Origin of the sequence: Butyricimonas faecalis (assembly GCF_003991565.1) — a bacterium.
Lineage (GTDB): Bacteria > Bacteroidota > Bacteroidia > Bacteroidales > Marinifilaceae > Butyricimonas > Butyricimonas faecalis.
This window is the reverse complement of the sequence record NZ_CP032819.1, coordinates 3,937,066-3,953,835: the sequence shown is the minus strand read 5'-3', so window position 1 is coordinate 3,953,835 and position 16,770 is coordinate 3,937,066. Positions and strand designations below refer to the sequence as shown.

Annotated in this window: 12 protein-coding genes; 11 read left to right on the top strand and 1 reads right to left on the bottom strand. The window is 43.0% G+C overall.

The features are described from left to right. Positions 1 to 7 precede the first annotated feature (7 nt). From D8S85_RS17045 to D8S85_RS17025, 5 genes are all read left to right on the top strand, one after another. The gene (locus D8S85_RS17045; protein ID WP_106625148.1) at positions 8 to 388 is read left to right on the top strand and encodes a methylglyoxal synthase; all 381 of its coding nucleotides are present in this window, start codon (positions 8 to 10) and stop codon (positions 386 to 388) included. Between the two features lie 83 nt (positions 389 to 471). Then, on the top strand, positions 472 to 906 hold the full coding sequence (locus D8S85_RS17040; RefSeq protein WP_127075420.1) for a DUF6769 family protein: 435 nt from the start codon (positions 472 to 474) through the stop codon (positions 904 to 906). 73 nt (positions 907 to 979) lie between these two features. Beyond that, positions 980 to 2,269 (top strand): efflux RND transporter periplasmic adaptor subunit, encoded by a 1,290-nt coding sequence (locus D8S85_RS17035; protein ID WP_106481503.1) that lies wholly within the window; start codon positions 980 to 982, stop codon positions 2,267 to 2,269. Positions 2,270 to 2,324: 55 nt separating this feature from the next. Beyond that, positions 2,325 to 5,429, top strand: a complete 3,105-nt coding sequence (locus D8S85_RS17030) for an efflux RND transporter permease subunit (RefSeq protein ID WP_106481502.1) — start codon at positions 2,325 to 2,327, stop codon at positions 5,427 to 5,429. Between the two features lie 18 nt (positions 5,430 to 5,447). Next, positions 5,448 to 6,635, top strand: a complete 1,188-nt coding sequence (locus tag D8S85_RS17025; protein ID WP_106481501.1) for a TolC family protein — start codon at positions 5,448 to 5,450, stop codon at positions 6,633 to 6,635. A gap of 122 nt (positions 6,636 to 6,757) precedes the next feature. Here D8S85_RS17025 and D8S85_RS17020 read toward each other — a convergent pair whose 3' ends face one another. Continuing rightward, on the bottom strand, positions 6,758 to 7,393 hold the full coding sequence (locus D8S85_RS17020; protein ID WP_106625147.1) for an HAD family hydrolase: 636 nt from the start codon (positions 7,391 to 7,393) through the stop codon (positions 6,758 to 6,760). 581 nt (positions 7,394 to 7,974) lie between these two features. Here D8S85_RS17020 and D8S85_RS17015 point away from each other — a divergent pair. The 6 genes from D8S85_RS17015 to D8S85_RS16990 all read left to right on the top strand — a co-directional run bounded on the left by D8S85_RS17015 (position 7,975) and on the right by D8S85_RS16990 (position 16,732). Further along, the gene (locus D8S85_RS17015) at positions 7,975 to 8,535 is read left to right on the top strand and encodes an RNA polymerase sigma factor (protein ID WP_106481499.1); all 561 of its coding nucleotides are present in this window, start codon (positions 7,975 to 7,977) and stop codon (positions 8,533 to 8,535) included. Positions 8,536 to 8,649: 114 nt separating this feature from the next. Then, positions 8,650 to 9,804, top strand: a complete 1,155-nt coding sequence (locus tag D8S85_RS17010; RefSeq protein ID WP_158641618.1) for a FecR family protein — start codon at positions 8,650 to 8,652, stop codon at positions 9,802 to 9,804. 158 nt (positions 9,805 to 9,962) lie between these two features. After that, entirely contained in the window at positions 9,963 to 13,565 is a 3,603-nt protein-coding gene (locus tag D8S85_RS17005; protein WP_228423253.1) for a SusC/RagA family TonB-linked outer membrane protein, read from the top strand. Positions 13,566 to 13,577: 12 nt separating this feature from the next. After that, entirely contained in the window at positions 13,578 to 15,203 is a 1,626-nt protein-coding gene (locus D8S85_RS22345) for a RagB/SusD family nutrient uptake outer membrane protein (RefSeq protein WP_106481496.1), read from the top strand. Positions 15,204 to 15,239: 36 nt separating this feature from the next. Further along, positions 15,240 to 16,304, top strand: coding sequence for a hypothetical protein (locus D8S85_RS16995; RefSeq protein ID WP_106481495.1), 1,065 nt, complete (start codon positions 15,240 to 15,242; stop codon positions 16,302 to 16,304). 41 nt (positions 16,305 to 16,345) lie between these two features. Further along, positions 16,346 to 16,732, top strand: a complete 387-nt coding sequence (locus D8S85_RS16990; protein WP_106481494.1) for an HsmA family protein — start codon at positions 16,346 to 16,348, stop codon at positions 16,730 to 16,732. Positions 16,733 to 16,770: the final 38 nt, after the last annotated feature.

The window sequence follows — 16,770 nt, the reverse complement described above, 5'->3', positions numbered from 1 at the left end:
CATGAAGATGAAACTAGCAGTAATCGCACATGACGGGAAAAAAGCAGATATGGTTGCTTTCCTAAACAGACATTATGAATTCATGCACTCGGCAAACATTGAAATCATTGCTACCGGAACTACCGGGAAACATGCTCAAGATGCCGGATTAAAAGTTGAACGCCTTCTGTCCGGTCCACTCGGGGGAGATGCCCAAATTGCGGCACAAGTAGCAGAACACAAAGTACAAATGGTTTTATTCTTCCGTGACCCGCTGGGGAAACACCCTCACGAACCGGATGTACAAATGTTAATGCGCGTTTGTGACGTACACAATGTTCCATTAGCAACGAACCCGGCTTCCGCGGAATTAATGCTGAAAGGCTTTGAGAAGCAGATGTTGAAATAGTTAATGTTTTATTAAACTGCGTGTAAAGATTTGCAAATTCATACAAAAAAACTACGTTTGCATGAATTAAAGGTTTGTGGACCATGAGGAAACGACAGATAGCTATTATTCCGCTTATTTTTGTTAGCATGATTATGCTACTGTCGTCCGTTATGCCTCATCATCACCACGGTAAATTGGTATGTTTCACGTCAATGCATGAACAAAGTTCATGTACTGAAAATGCATGTCAATGCCATCACGAACATGAATCAAATTCCGCTGAAGAAGAATGTAAAGTCAGGCTATTATTCCAGACAAGTGTTATAAAACAACATCATGACGAGTGTCATTGTTGCCCGCACATCACTCCGGATCAACTATTCCAGACGATACTGACCATTGCCGGGTTCGATCACTCGTTATTACTACTCGGAACGCCAAAAGAACTTCCACCCCTCTTTTATCAGGAACGCCTCCACCCGATCACGTGGAGCGTCACCTCTGCCGGCAGGGCTCCTCCTACCGTAATAGCTTAAATAGAAATTTTCGCCCGGTGCAAACCGGACTATTATCATTTATTGTTTTATTCTCAACATTAAATCATTTATTATGAGAGCAATTATTTATGCTATTACAATACTGGCAATCTCTTTGTGGGGATGCAAAAACCAATCATCACAAGATAAACACAATCACTCAGAAACGGAAACTCATGCCGGACACAATCACGAAGAACATGATCATTGTCATGAAGGACACGATCACAGCCATGAAGGACATGACCACGACCATGAAGGACATGATCACAACCACGAAGGCCATGACCATGAACACGCCGATCACAACCATGAAAGCGAAGAAGCAAAACACAGCGACGAGATCATTTTCCCGAAAGCCCAGGCAGCAAAAACCACTTTTGAAGTGCGGGAAATTCAACCTGCTTCTTTCAACCAAGTAGTAAAAACAACAGGACAAATACTCGCAGCACCCGGCGATGAAGCCGTTATCGTTGCCACCAGCAACGGCGTGGTTTCTTTCACCTCCAACAAATTAACGGAAGGAACAAAGGTGCAAAAAGGACAATCCCTATTCCAGATTTCCTCCAAGAACATCGCGGAAGGAGATTATTACACGAAAGTAAAAGCAACTTACGAAGCTGCTAAAGCCAGCTACGACCGTGCCGAATCTCTTGTAAAGGATAAAATCATATCTCAAAAAGAATTCGAAAACACCAAGTTAGAATTCGAGAATGCGAAAACAGCTTATGATGCCGTATCTAACAACAAAACGGCAAAGGGAGTCAGTGTAAATGCCCCCATTAACGGACACGTGAAAAACATTCTTGTAAAAGAAGGAGAATACATCACGATAGGACAACCGTTAGCAACGGTTTCTCAAAACCAACGCCTGGTACTCCGGGCTGAAGTATCCCAAAGATACTACAACGCCATGCAATCCATTAAGAGTGCTAACTTCAAAACTCCGTACGACAACAAAGTCTACTCCCTGGAAGACTTGAATGGACGCTTGCTTTCTTTCGGAAAAACGTCCAACGAGAATTTATTCTTTATTCCCGTATCTTTCGAATTTGACAATAAAGGCGAAGTCATTCCGGGTTCCTTCGTAGAAGTATATCTTATTTCAGCCCCGATTGAAAACACGCTATCCATCCCCGTGTCCGCGTTGACCAACGAGATGGGAACCCACTACGTGTACGTGCAAATTGACGAGGAAGGCTACCGCAAACAAGAAGTGGCATTAGGCGCCAACAACGGCAAAGAGGTACAGATCATCAAAGGCCTGCACCCCGGAGACCGAGTTGTAACCCAAGGAGCCTATCAAGTCAAAATGGCTTCTGCCTCCGGAGCAATCCCTCACGGACACAGCCATGAACACTGATAAACTAAAAGTTAGACGACAAAAACTAAAAGTTTAAATCTAAAATTAATCGCGAATGCTGAATAAGATTATACAATATTCATTACACAACCGGTTGGTGGTAATGATCGCGTCGATAGCTTTACTCCTATGGGGGTCGTACACGGCGCATAAAATGGAAGTGGATGTATTCCCGGATTTGAATGCCCCCACGGTGGTCGTTATGACCGAAGCACAAGGAATGGCACCTGAAGAAGTGGAGCGCATGGTAACCTTCCCCATCGAAACGGCAGTCAATGGAGCCACGGACGTGAAAAGCGTACGTTCATCCTCGACCACCGGCTTCTCGGTAGTCTGGGTGCAATTCGACTGGGGCACCAATATCTACACGGCTCGCCAGATCGTATCCGAAAAACTATCCACGCTAGGAGACGTTTTACCGGGCAACGTGGGACAACCCACCCTTGGACCGCAATCCTCCATCCTAGGAGAAATGATGATTTTCGGGTTAACTGCCGACAGTACCTCTTTACAAGATTTACGGACAATTGCCGACTGGACCATCCGTCCCCGTTTGCTATCCACGGGAGGAGTGGCACAGGTAGCCGTGATCGGTGGTGACATAAAGGAATATCAGATACTTCTTGATCCTGCGCGGATGAAACATTACGGAATCAGCATGGATGAAGTGCTGGCCGTCGTGGACAACATGAATCAGAACTCCACCGGAGGTATTCTATACGAATACGGTAACGAATATATCGTGCAAGGCCTCTTGGCAACAAATGATGTAGAAGAAATCGGTAAAGGAGTGATAAAAACCGTGAATAACATTCCCGTTCTTCTATCAGACATCGCCACCGTACAAATCGGGCCGAAAGAACCCAAATTAGGTCTTGCCTCCGAAAGAGCAAAACCTGCCGTACTGGTAACCATCACGAAACAGCCGAACACGAACACGCTGGAACTAACCGACAAACTGGATCAAGCCATCGTGGATCTACAGAAGACATTACCCTCTGACGTGAAAATCTCTTCCGACATATTCCGTCAATCCCGCTTTATCGAAAGTTCCATATCCAACATACAGGAAGCCCTATTCGAGGGAGCCATTTTCGTGGTTGTCGTGCTTTTCTTCTTCCTGATGAACGTGCGAACCACGATCATTTCACTCGTTGCCCTTCCCCTATCCCTGTTGGTTGCCATATTGACCCTTCACGGCCTTGGTTTGACAATTAACACGATGAGCTTGGGAGGACTTGCCATTGCCATCGGTTCACTCGTAGATGATGCCATTGTCGACGTGGAAAACGTGTACAAGCGACTACGGGAAAATCAATTAAAACCCGCAGAAGAAAGACTTTCCACGCTTAAAGTGGTATTCGAAGCTTCCCGCGAAGTGCGCATGCCGATTCTAAACTCGACACTCATCATCGTGGCCTGTTTCTTGCCGTTATTCTTCCTTTCCGGAATGGAAGGACGTATGTTGATCCCGCTGGGTATCGCATTCATCGTGGCCCTGTTTGCCTCAACAGTAGTGGCATTAACCTTGACCCCCGTATTGTGTAGTTACATGTTGACCACCAAGCGGGCGCTAAAGAAAAATGAAAAAGAACCATTCGTATCCCGTACCTTGAAAGTAGGATATAAAAAAGCTTTGGAACGAGCTCTCCATCACAAGAAAGTGGTTATCGGGACCTGTGCGGCCCTGCTCGTCTTCTCGATCATCATCATGACCGGATTGGGACGCAGCTTCCTGCCCCCGTTCAACGAAGGATCACTCACGATTAACATCAGTACCATGCCCGGAATCTCCCTGGAAGAATCTGATAACATGGGACGTATGGCAGAAAAAATCCTTCTGGATATTCCGGAAATACAAACCGTAGCCCGCAAAACCGGACGTGCCGAACTGGACGAACATGCTCTTGGAGTAAACGTTTCTGAAATGGAAGCTCCTTTTGAACTGGACAAACGTTCCCGGGATGAATTCCTGGCGGACGTACGTCACCGGCTGGGAGAACTAAAAGGTGTGAACATTGAAATCGGTCAACCGATCTCCCACCGCATCGACGCCATGCTTTCCGGTACAAAAGCGAACATTGCCATCAAACTATTCGGCAACGATTTGAATAAACTATACAACATCGGCGGACAAATCAAAGAAGCCATCCAAGGAATTGACGGAATTGCCGACTTGACCCTGGAACAACAAATCGAGCGCCCCCAATTGCAAATCAAACCCAAACGGGACATGCTCGCCAAATACGGAATCCCGCTGCCTGAATTCTCGGAATTCATTAACGTGGCTCTTTCCGGTAAAGTCGTGTCACAAGTATACGAAGGCGGCAAAGTGTTCGACCTCACCGTAAAAGTACATGATGACGACAAGGCCAACATGGAACAGATCGGGAACTTAATGATTGATGCCAACGGGCAAAAAATCCCACTTCATTACGTGGCTGAAATCCTCCCCTTGGTAGGTCCGAACACCATCAGTCGTGAAAACGTACAGCGGAAAATCGTTGTCTCGGCCAACGTTGCCGGACGCGACTTGAACGGCGTGGTAAAAGACATCCAAAAGACCGTGGGAGAACAAATCACCTTGCCGGAAGGGTATCACGTGGAATACGGCGGGCAATTCGAAAGCGAACAAGCCGCCTCACGCACGCTATTCTTGACCTCCGTGATATCCATTTTGCTGATCTTCCTGCTACTATTCAACGAATTTCACAGCATGCCGCTATCCGGTATCATCATGTTGAACTTGCCGTTGGCAATTATCGGAGGTATATTAAGTATTTGGTTTACATCGGGTATTATCAGCATTCCGGCCATCATCGGATTCATCTCCCTGTTCGGTATCGCTACCCGAAACGGTATACTGCTCGTGTCTCATTACAACCACCTGCGCTCGGAAGGCATGTCCTTGCATGATAGTGTCATTCATGGTTCTCTCGACCGGTTGAACCCGATCTTGATGACAGCATTGACTTCTGCCCTAGCCTTAATCCCGTTAGCAGTAGGAGGTGATCTTCCGGGCAATGAAATCCAAAGCCCCATGGCCCAGGTCATTCTAGGCGGACTATTAAGCTCTACTTTATTAAACGGTTTTGTCGTTCCGATCATGTATTTGTTACTTAATCACGAGCAAAAAGAGATCGAGAACCTGGAAATATAACCTCTTGAAAATAAAGAAATGAAAACATATACATTATACATACTCGGATCGATACTTTTGGGAACTCTCACCACGAGAGCCCAAAGTAGCATCGATCAAGTGCTGAAAAGCATTGAAACCAACAACAAGTCATTGCAAGCCAACACGAAAATGACCGATGCCCAAAAATTGGACGCCCAAACCGGAAAGTTCCTTGCCAACCCGACATTCGAATGGGAACAGATGTGGGGAAACCGGAACAATCCCGGCTCGGAATATTCATTCACGGCGAAACAATCCCTTGATTTTCCGACAACTTATGCCAACAAAAATAAACTGGCAGCTTTAAAAGCAAACACGATCGGCTTCCAAGCCGCCGCGTATCGCCAACAACTACTTTTAAACGCCAAACAGACTTGTATCGAAATCATCTATTTACGAAAACAAAAAAGTTTGCTGGACAAACGATTGGCTAACGCGGAAACCATGTTCGCGCATTACAAAAAACGATTTGAATCGGGAGATGCAAACCAACTGGAACTAAACAAAATCCAACTGGAACTATTAAATGCCCAGAACCAAAGTCGTCTAAACAAAACCGCTTTAACCGCCGCGGAAGAACAACTCCGCAATTTAAACGGGGGAGAACCTATCCCGTTCGACGCGACAAATTATCCGGAAGGAGAAGACCTTATTGATTTTGAGCAATTACAAACAGCTTTCATGGAAAACGACCCGAACTTGAAAAGCCTTACCGGAGATCAAGAGATCGCCAACCGGGAAGTCAAGCTAAACCGTTCTCTTACTTTACCGAAATTCGACGTCGGGTATAAACGGACCGCCTCCTCCGGCAACGTGGCATCCAACGGTTTCGTGGTCGGAGTATCCATTCCGCTATTCGAAAACAAGAACACGGTGAAAAAAGCAAAAGCGCAGGCAGAATTTGCCACGGCCTCGCTAGCCGACAACCAACTGAACCTGAAAACGAATCTACGCCAGCTGTATCAACAAGCCGAAGCGTTACAGATTTCCCGTGCAGACTATGCTAAAGTCCTGGAACAACAACGTAACATCGAGTTACTGAACAAGGCATTGAATGCCGGACAGATCTCCGTGATCGACTACTTCACGGAACTCACCACAATCTACGACAGCCACCAAAGCTATCTGGACGTGGAGAAAGAATATCACAGCATATTAGCTCAATTGTACCAGTATAAGCTATAAAAATAAAAAAACACCGGTTACTTTTAAAGAACGACACATCACTTATACAAGAGGGGGGAGCCAATAACCAAACGGCTCCCCCTCCTTACGGGTGACTTGCGCCCGAGAACAATAAACTTCCCCTATCTTACGATCTCCAATAACGCGTCCATCCGCGGCAACACGTTCCCCTTCTCCGCCAAGCGTTCCGCGCTATTATGTCCCCCGGCGTACAATCTAAAATCAAAGCCCAAGGCCTCTGCCACCTCGGCGTCATGCAGCGTATCGCCCACCATAACCGTCTCCTCCGGGACAATCGGGAACATCCGTAACATCTCCATCCCGCGCGCCACCTTGCCATCCGCGTAAATGTTATTTGACCCGCAAACGCCCTCGAAATATTCCCGAATACCGAATCGTTCCAACATTCCGATCAACAAATCTTCTTTCAACGCGGATAACACATACTGGTGTACACCCTGCCTCTTTATCCCCTCCAGCACGGGAACAATCCCGGGAGTCAACTCCACGTTCTTCGCCAAATCGTTATAAATATTCACGAAATCTCTCGACACCGCATCCCAATCATCCCGACTAAAATCAAACCCGATCGATTCATAATAAGGTTTCACGGGGAATCCGAAAACAGAGCGGTACTCCTCCACCGTCAACCTCCCCAAATGCTTCCGTTCCAACATCACGTTAATCGTGTCCACGCTAACCTTCACGTCATCCAACAACGTCCCGTTCCAATCCCAAACTACATTTTTGTATTTCATATCATTCATTATTTCAACATTTAGACGGTTGTCACGTCGCATGCAAACCATTCCCGACAAAGGTAATCATTTCTCGTTTGAATTGAAAAATAGAATTCAAGGGAGGATCGATTCGTGTAAAATACACAATCAAATACTTACTACCCTTCATATAGCGATCATCATGCTATCATCCACCTATCCAAATGTTAATATCTACTATACAAATACCTTTTTTTACTATTGTAATAGGAGCGGAATGGGAGGAGAATGGGAGCGGAATGGGAGCGGCTTGCTATATGATAGCAATTTGATGGCAATTAAATAGCATTTATTCACATTAATTCAAGATAAACTGTAAATCCAACCTAATACCGGATTATTTTCCGATGACTGTTTCTTCCCATTCTTTCCGAATCCTTGTGTGGTTACATATAAAACACCCACTGAAGTTCTCTTAATCTTTTATAATAATTCTAAGGGTAACAGTCAGATCTCCCTCATTCATTTTTTTATACCAACATTTTATCTATATTCGCGTGCATAAATCATTTTTTTGTATCCTTCTTTCTCTTTTACAAGAAATTACAAATTGGAGATTTATGAAAACAGATTATTTAAAAGGCCTTAATAATAAAGAGAAGAATTCGTGGAAATCCTTCTACGAGGAATTTTACGTTGCCATTTGCTCATACATAAATAAATTCGTGAAAGAAGAATCCGACGCGGAAGATATTGCACAAGAAACCTTCATTAATATTTGGAATCTATCTCACCGCTTCAAGAATATGCAGGAACTCACGTGGTATCTTTATAAAGCAGCTTACACGAATGCCCTTTATTATCTTCGAACAAAAAATCTTCACCGGGAGTTACTCGCAAAATACCAAGTCGAAGAGGTTGAAATGCCTGAAGAACATTTCGCCATTACCATCCAAGAAGAGTTAACGCGCCAATTACATCTCTATATCAACGAATTACCACAGGAGGCACAAAAAATTTTACGACTTAGCCTTGAAGGTTGTTCCGGTAACGAAATCGCCGAAAAATTAGGTATTAGTATTCACACCGTTAAATTTCAAAAGAACCGAAGCCTCAAGGTTCTACGCAAAAAATTACAACGTCCTAGTTACTTGTTGTTGCTATACTCCGTTTTACCTTAATTTTTATCACTCATATTCAAGTTCTTACAAAATATTTTTCAAATATTTTCATTTTCTTATATACCAAATCCGATGTCATGCATTTTAGGAATGCAAAATGTCAATACAACACGTATGGATGCGGAAAAGAACTTCAAAACGATTATTGAATTATTCAAAAAGTCTTTTTTGGAATCACTCCATGAAGACGAGGCTCGAACGTTAGAAAAACTTTTAGAAAACCCGTTTTTTGCCCGGATTCACGAAAAAATGAAAAAAGGTGAATTGATCGAAGAAGGGGAGTACAACCAGTCACGGTTTTCCTGTCAAAAAGCATTCCGAGACTTTGAACGTCGCACCCAGCATCAACAAGATAAACGTCCTATCCTACTCAGGAGATTAAGTCCTATCGCGGCCGTTTTAATTATCGGTATCACAATTTCTCTTTTCTTCCTTCTCTCAAATAAGCAAGAAGAAAGGATTGCCCAAATTCCTCAAACCATCAGTCCGGGAAGTAACAAGGCCCAAATACAACTGGAAAACGGTGACATTGTCATCCTTGCCGGTAACACGTTACAAGTGGAAGAAGAGGGAGGAATTAATATCAAGTATGAAAACGGTACGGTATCCTACACGTCTCAAAAGACAGAGACCAATAAACTAACGACGAACGAATTAACCGTTCCTGCCGGAGGCGAGTGTTTTCTCGTTTTTGATGACGGGACGAAAGTATGGCTCAACTCCGTGACAAAATTAAAATACCCGACAAAATTTACCGGGGAGGAACGCAAGATATACCTGGAAGGAGAAGCCTATTTCGATGTAACTCCCGACAGTAAACCCTTTATCGTACAAACGTCCCGGGGAGAGGTTAAAGTATTAGGCACCACGTTTGGAATAAAAGCCTACACGAATGAAGCTATGGCAACGACGCTAGTTTCCGGGCGAGTGGTTTATCAAGGAGCTGACACCGTGCAATTGGTTCCAGGCGAACAAGTCGTAGTAGCCCCTACAAACGGGGAAATCGAAAAGCATGTAGTTGACGTGGAGGAATACGTCGGATGGAAAAATGGGGTATACCTCTTCAACAAACGTTCATTGGGAGATATTATGAAAGATTTTGAAAGGTGGTACAATGTTAAAATCACGTTCCGAAATGAAAAATTAAGAGATTTACTTTTCAGCGGGGACGTGGATCGTTATGATAATATCAACACGTTCCTAGAATTATTAGAAAACACAGAGGAGGTACGCTACAAGATAAAAGATAAACAAATAGAATTATATTAAATAAGAAAGGAAGAGGAGAACTATTTTTGACCGAATATCTCCTGCTTCCCCATTCAAGTATTACTAATACTCTAATACGATTCAAATCTATGAAAAAAAAAGGATTATTAAAAATTCGAAGTTTTCTATTCCGAGAGCCTCAAAAAATCGTGAAGATTATGAAACTGAATCTGCTTTTCATTTTTCTTCTTAGTCTCAATCTTTCCGGGAATGTATTTTCACAACACGTGAAGGTTTCGCTGGATCTAAAAGAGGTGAGCATGCAAGAATTTTTCAAAGCTATCAAACAAGAAACAGGAATTAGTTTTCTTTATAACTACTCCCTGCTAGAGGATGCTGACCGGATTTCCGTGCAAGTAAAGGATAAGTACTTGGATGAGCTCCTAACCGATATTTTAGGAAAACAGGGTTTGACGTTCACGTATCAAAATGGAGCGGTCATTATAAAGAAACAGAAAGTACTTCCCGTCACCGAAGAAAAACAACGTTTCATCACGGGAAAAGTCACGGACAATAAAAAGCTCCCCCTGCCGGGAGTCTCGGTGTATTTCAAAGGGATGCGTGTCGGTACGGCTACCGATATAGACGGTAATTATAAAATATTAATGACCGACTCTACCGACATTCTTATGTTTTCTTTTATCGGGATGAAAACCGTGTACAAGAAATACACGGGACAAAATACGATTAACGTGATCATGGAAGAGGATCACACCGCACTGGAGGAAGTTACAGTTGTCTCAACCGGTTATCAAGATATTGATAAACGGAAGTTAACGAGTTCGGTTGTTAGCATAAAAATGGATGATATTCAAACGGCCGGATTAAGTACGGTTACGCAAATGTTGGAAGGTCGGATACCGGGTATGACTTTCATGCAAAACTCGGGGCAAGTTGGAGCCACGCCCAAAGTCCGTATTCGAGGTACTTCCACGATTATCGGGAATCAGGAACCGTTGTGGGTGGTTGATGGCATCGTGCAACAAGACCCCGTCAACGTGGATCCCGCCCAATTAAATGATTTGGATTTCGTGAATCTGTTGGGAAATGCCATCACAGGTTTGAACCCGGATGACATAGAGCAGATCGACGTGTTGAAAGATGCCGCTTCCACGGCTATTTATGGAGCCCGTGCTGCTAATGGAGTCATCGTGATCACGACCAAAAAGGGAAAAGTTGGAAAACCTACGGTTAATTATTCATTGACAGGAACTTTCAATCGCCGTCCCTATTATTCAGACAAGGAAGTATATCTGATGAATTCCAAACAACGGGTTGATGTGTCGAGAGAACAGTTTCAACGAAATATGTTTTTTTCCAATATTTTGGAATGGAGTGGTTTTGAAAAAGCCTACACGGATTATAAGTCAGGACGAATTGGTTATGATGAGTACAAACAACAGGCGGATTACTACGAAACGATCAACACGGACTGGTTTGATATATTATGCAAAAATTCATTCAGCAATAAACATACGATCAGTTTAAGTGGAGGTACACCTGAATTCCGTTATTACGCATCCTTTGGGTATCATGACGAAAAAGGGGTCATCCGTAAAGAAGGCAAGGAAACGTTCACATCGGCGTTAAAGCTGAATGGAACTTACAAACGTTTTTCCTTTCTATTTGGAGTTCAATTCAACACGTCGGAGGCCGATCACGTACCGAATGATGCCACAGGAAAGAACATTGTGCAATATGCTTACGAAACAAGCCGGGCCATTCCTGCATATAATCCAGACGGAACTCCTTATTATTACACGCTGGGAAATTTGAGAAGTACAGCAAACGTCAATCTTTTCAACATGGAAGAAGAGATGCGGAACTCCAAAAACCATATAAGTTCGAACTCGGTCACATTAACTGGAAATTTACGTTGGCAAGCCCTGGATTATCTTAACGTGGAAGGAACGATATCCTACCAAAGTAGCCGAACCAATCAAGAAACAACATTCAACGAGAAAACATATTATATCAAGCAATTGGATGGAAATTTTGACGGAAGTCTCTGTCCATTAGGAGGGGAATGGAGAAATGTGGATACCCGTCAACGTTCGTACACGGGAAGAATGCAATTGAATTTCCACAAAACTTTGGACCGGGAAGGGAAGCATTTTCTGAACCTGTCGCTCGGTGGTGAAATTTCTTCCTCGAAGTACAATAACCTCAGTCTTGTTGAGCGCGGTTACTACGAAAAACGGGGAAGGACATTTGCACAGTTTACACCCGATATGCTAAAGTCCGATGAATATAGCAAATATCTAAGCTGGTTATCCAGCAATTTCCCTGGAATCCAAGATAACTTGACCAACTTACTCTCCGGTTACTTTACGGCAACTTATAGTTATGACAATCGATATACTCTTAATTTCAATACCCGCATGGATGGTTCAAATCAATTTGGCAGCCGCAGCAATGAAAAACTACTCCCGATCTGGTCTATATCCGGTCGCTGGGATATTGGTAATGAATTCTGGAAAGACAACGCAAATGTGAACGAATTGGCTCTAAAGCTTTCTTACGGGAAACAGGGAAATATGCTGGACAATCAAACCTCCAAGATGATCATCCAAAAAGGCGCTTATGACGGATGGTTCGATAGTTTTCAATCCACTATCGCACATTACCCGAACCCGGACTTGAAATGGGAAACGACCACTTCATACAATGCAGAAATCACGTTCTCCCTATTACAAAATAAGATTAGCGGAACTGTCGGGTATTTTTACAAGAAAACGAAAGATGCCTTCTTGAATAAAACGATCTCCGAGGTGAATGGAATCACCAATTACGTGATTAATAAAGGTACGCTCACGAACCAAGGCGTGGAGGTATCACTAAGTTTTACCCCAATCAATCAAACCGTTGATTCTCGAGGGAAGCGAGGGTTTGTTTGGAGATTTGATCCTCAGATAGGGCAAGTTGTCAATTCATTAGTAAATAAGGCGATCAATAATAAGACCAATACGGTGCTAGACAAAATCACGTACAGCGATTTCCTGAACGGGACGGTTCAATTTTCCGGAAAACCGCTCCACACGTTCTATTCCTATCGTTTCAAGGGGTTAAGTCACGAGGATGGATCTCCTATTTATTACGGTTTAGAGAAAGAGAGGGAAGAAGAGCTGAATGCCCGTTTCCAACTCATGAGTAACGAGGAAATTTGTATGGAAGTGATGGAAGAATCGGGAACGCGGGTTCCTGTGTTGCAAGGAGGTTTCTCTAATTATTTCGGTTATCGTCAATTCGGTCTATCTTTCAATTTCACGTATAGTTTGGGCAACAAGATCCGTTTGCTAAAATTATGTGATGATATGACAATACGTCCCTATCCTGTACAGAATGTACGCCGGGAAATGGTAAACCGGTGGCGGCAACCAGGTGACGAAGCTTACACTAATATACCAAGTTTGGTTACACAGAATACATTACCACAGGGATGGTGGGGACAGTATTATTACAACGGAGATTATGAATTTGCTGATGTATCGCCTTACCGGATGTACGACTATTCGGATATTCGTGTTGTAAAAGGGGATTACCTGAAATTACAATCCCTATCATTCCGTTACAATGTACACGAGTCATTTTGCAAGAAAATTGGTATTCAATCGGCATATTTGAGCATAACGGGGACCAATTTGTTCACAATCGCCAACAAGGCTTTGAAAGGACAAGATGTTACCCAATCCGGAAGTTCTCCGACCATTAACTTGTCGGTACGCCCCAATTACTCGATCTCTTTTAATGTAACTTTTTAACACGACACGATCATGAGAACTAAAATCATATACATCATTTTAGTGGCCATCAGTAGCTTGACAGCGTGTTCTGGCTTTTTGGAAGAGAATTCCCAAAACATGGCTTACGTGGAAACCATTGATGACCTGGATGAATTACTAGTTGGAGAGGTTTATTTCAAAAAAGATGTAAATTACGGGTTCGATCCTAAATCTGCCCCCCTTCAACTGGGCTGGGCAAGCACGGCCTCTTCCCGATTTATATCCCATTTCTTGATGGATGATGATATTGAAGAGTTAGTTGCTGGAATTGAGCATTATACACTAGGCTCTACCGAAGCGTGGATTCGTTATTCCGCAGCCGCAACGTTCTACTGGCAGCCCAATCCATATAAAGATCACGAGGGGGTTCCTTATAAAGTAAGTAGCTGGACCGATTATTACAAACGAATTGCCGCGGCAAATTCCATCCTATTTCAATTAAACGAAGTGAGTACTGAAAAGAAGGATACGCTAGCACCCCGCGTGGAAGGTGAAGCCCGATTTCTACGAGCTGCTTATTATTTTATGCTCGTGAATACTTATGCACAACCTTACAATAAAGAGACCGCTGCCACGGAACCGGGAGTTCCATTAAAAACATCGGAAACCGTTGAAGACCGTTTCTTTGCTCGTAATTCCGTGGCAGAAGTGTACAAACAGATCGTGAATGACTTGGAACGTGCCGTTGTTTGCTTAAAAGAAGTTGCCCTATTCCCAAGACCTGTCCGAGCTAATTACGCGGCAGCAGCAACTTTGCTAAGCCGGGTATATCTTTATATGGAGGAATATGATAAGGCTATTACTTACGCAGATGAGGCTATCAAGCATCCCGCTTTCAGTCTTCTGGATTTGAATACACATCCAAAGGATAAAAGTTTTTGCTCGTTAAGTTCTCCTGAAACTCTATTTTCTCAAAGAGGAACGTTCATGGCATATATTCATGCAAACGATTCTTTACAGGGTGGTTCCTTCGCACGCCCCACGGCCATACAAACATCTAACGGATATACGACTTCTGAAAATTTACTCGCAAGTTACGATGATACCGATTTGAGAAAAGAGGTCTTTTTCGTCCCTCATCATATCGATAAATCGACATTTCGTTGTCTAAAAGTTAGAGAGTTAAATGATGATGTAGTAGGAGAAGATCACGTCATTCGGCTCGCGGAGGCCTATCTTAATAAAGCAGAAGCACAAGCTGCTCTCGGACAAGATGGAGAAGCTCGTTCAACATTAAGGATATTACTAGAAAAACGTTACGCTCCAACAGACATACCGGAACTCACTGAAAGCGGAGCCGCCTTAGTAAATTACATCCGAGAAGAGCGCCGTCGTGAACTTTGTTACGAGGGACATCGTTGGTTTGATCTTCGCCGTTATGCAGTAAATAGCAAATTTCCTTTTACAAAGGCTATCGAGCATAAGGCATATAAATATATCAAAATCTCAGATACGGAAGGGAATTTCCGAGAAATTGGTAAATATGTTTTAAAACCCTACCCGGAAGATAAAGCCGCATACGTGATGCCCCTGCCGGATTATGCCGTATTATTTAATGAAGGCGTTTTAGAGCAAAATCCGGCACGCCCGGAGAGGTCTTTACTCCCGTTGGATTAGTTGAATTACGCGTAGAATTTAAAAAGAAATTGTGATATGAAATACAAATTACTCTATACCGTTATAATTCCCATTTTATTATTAGGTTGTGGGGACAATGAAGATTCATTAAGTCCGTCAAACATAGATCGGGATTGGTTCATTATTGAAGATAATCCTAATGATCAAGTCGATCATCAGCGTTATCTATTGTATCAGGAATATCGTCTTCCAATTTTCTATAACGACACGATTGGAGAGGCTGAAATCGTTCATCCGCATGGAGGAACATACACTCATTACGAAATTTTACAAACTTTCTACATTCCAAGTTCTTTGGAGGGTAAAGTGTACAGCGGACATTTTTCTCTTTGTCCCCCGGAAAAGAAAAATCAACTCCTTCCGGCTCTGAGTATGCTGGAAAAAACGATTATTCCACAAATTTCCAAAAAAATGTATATTACTAGTATCCTTTTAGTTGATACGTTGCTTGTGTCCACTACCGGGATCGGGATAGGTTCTCCCGCGACAAATTATAAGGGATTCAATACTTGGATAATCGGGGATATTTTCAAAATCGCAGAAATGGACGAGGAGGAAATGAAAAAATACGGGATTAATTTGCTCATCAATCTCGTGCAAAACAACAATACCGCACTCTCTACTCAGTTTGCAAAACTTTCAACAGATCGATTTGGTGCAGCTTATTCCGCAGGTAGCACTTCTAAGTATTTCTACCCGCTGGGCAATGGAAGTGAAGAAGAAATTTCATATGGATTTCCTTTTGCACTCAATGTAGCTGAAATATACGCCGGAGTAAGATTGGAAACCAATACATGGCCTCCTCAGAAAATCACCGATTTGGATTATCTGAATTTACCGGAAGATTTATGCCCGGAAACATTCGGAATTCTCCACCCCATGAGAGCGCCCCGACCGGAAGAACCGAAATATTTGTGGCTAATCCCTACACAACAAACAGATTACAATGATTTCTGCCAAGCTCTTTTCGAGTATACTCCAACGGAATTCAGGGCAAAATATGCTTCATTTCCTGTTGTTCTCGAGAAATACGAATTGGTGAAAAAAGCTTTTGAAGATTTTGGTTTTTCGTTCGAATAACTTTTTATCAAAAATTTAAATTTCAAATTAAAAAAAATTTCATGCAAACCATATCATTTTTAGAGACGGCTATCGTTAGTATTACGTTAGCCTTGATTTTCTACACGATCGGAACTTGGGCGGAACGCCTACAAAAGACACTCAAAATCTGGCATGTTGTTTTTTTTCTTCTCGGACTTACAGCCGATACCCTCGGAACCAGTATCATGTCACGAATCGTTAATGAATCTGGTGGAGAAGAAGTTTTACACGCAATAACCGGACTGCTTGCGTTAATCCTCATGGCAGTTCACGCGATATGGGCCATTTGGACATACTGGCGCGGATCTGAAAAAGCAAAACAAAATTTCAGTAAATTCAGTGTTTTCGTATGGGCTTTTTGGCTAATTCCCTACATCATAGGAGCATATTTAGGGAGTTCACATTAACATAGCAAACCTGCCCCGGTATGAATACGCCGGATTCA

Coding starts and splice junctions, on each gene's coding strand:
- D8S85_RS16995 (WP_106481495.1), top strand. CDS start 15,240: ATGAAATACAAATTACTCTATACCGTTATAATTCCCATTTTATTATTA.
- D8S85_RS22345 (WP_106481496.1), top strand. CDS start 13,578: ATGAGAACTAAAATCATATACATCATTTTAGTGGCCATCAGTAGCTTG.
- D8S85_RS17045 (WP_106625148.1), top strand. CDS start 8: ATGAAACTAGCAGTAATCGCACATGACGGGAAAAAAGCAGATATGGTT.
- D8S85_RS17025 (WP_106481501.1), top strand. CDS start 5,448: ATGAAAACATATACATTATACATACTCGGATCGATACTTTTGGGAACT.
- D8S85_RS17010 (WP_158641618.1), top strand. CDS start 8,650: ATGGATGCGGAAAAGAACTTCAAAACGATTATTGAATTATTCAAAAAG.
- D8S85_RS17040 (WP_127075420.1), top strand. CDS start 472: ATGAGGAAACGACAGATAGCTATTATTCCGCTTATTTTTGTTAGCATG.
- D8S85_RS17005 (WP_228423253.1), top strand. CDS start 9,963: ATGAAACTGAATCTGCTTTTCATTTTTCTTCTTAGTCTCAATCTTTCC.
- D8S85_RS17035 (WP_106481503.1), top strand. CDS start 980: ATGAGAGCAATTATTTATGCTATTACAATACTGGCAATCTCTTTGTGG.
- D8S85_RS16990 (WP_106481494.1), top strand. CDS start 16,346: ATGCAAACCATATCATTTTTAGAGACGGCTATCGTTAGTATTACGTTA.
- D8S85_RS17020 (WP_106625147.1), bottom strand. CDS start 7,393: ATGAAATACAAAAATGTAGTTTGGGATTGGAACGGGACGTTGTTGGAT.
- D8S85_RS17015 (WP_106481499.1), top strand. CDS start 7,975: ATGAAAACAGATTATTTAAAAGGCCTTAATAATAAAGAGAAGAATTCG.
- D8S85_RS17030 (WP_106481502.1), top strand. CDS start 2,325: ATGCTGAATAAGATTATACAATATTCATTACACAACCGGTTGGTGGTA.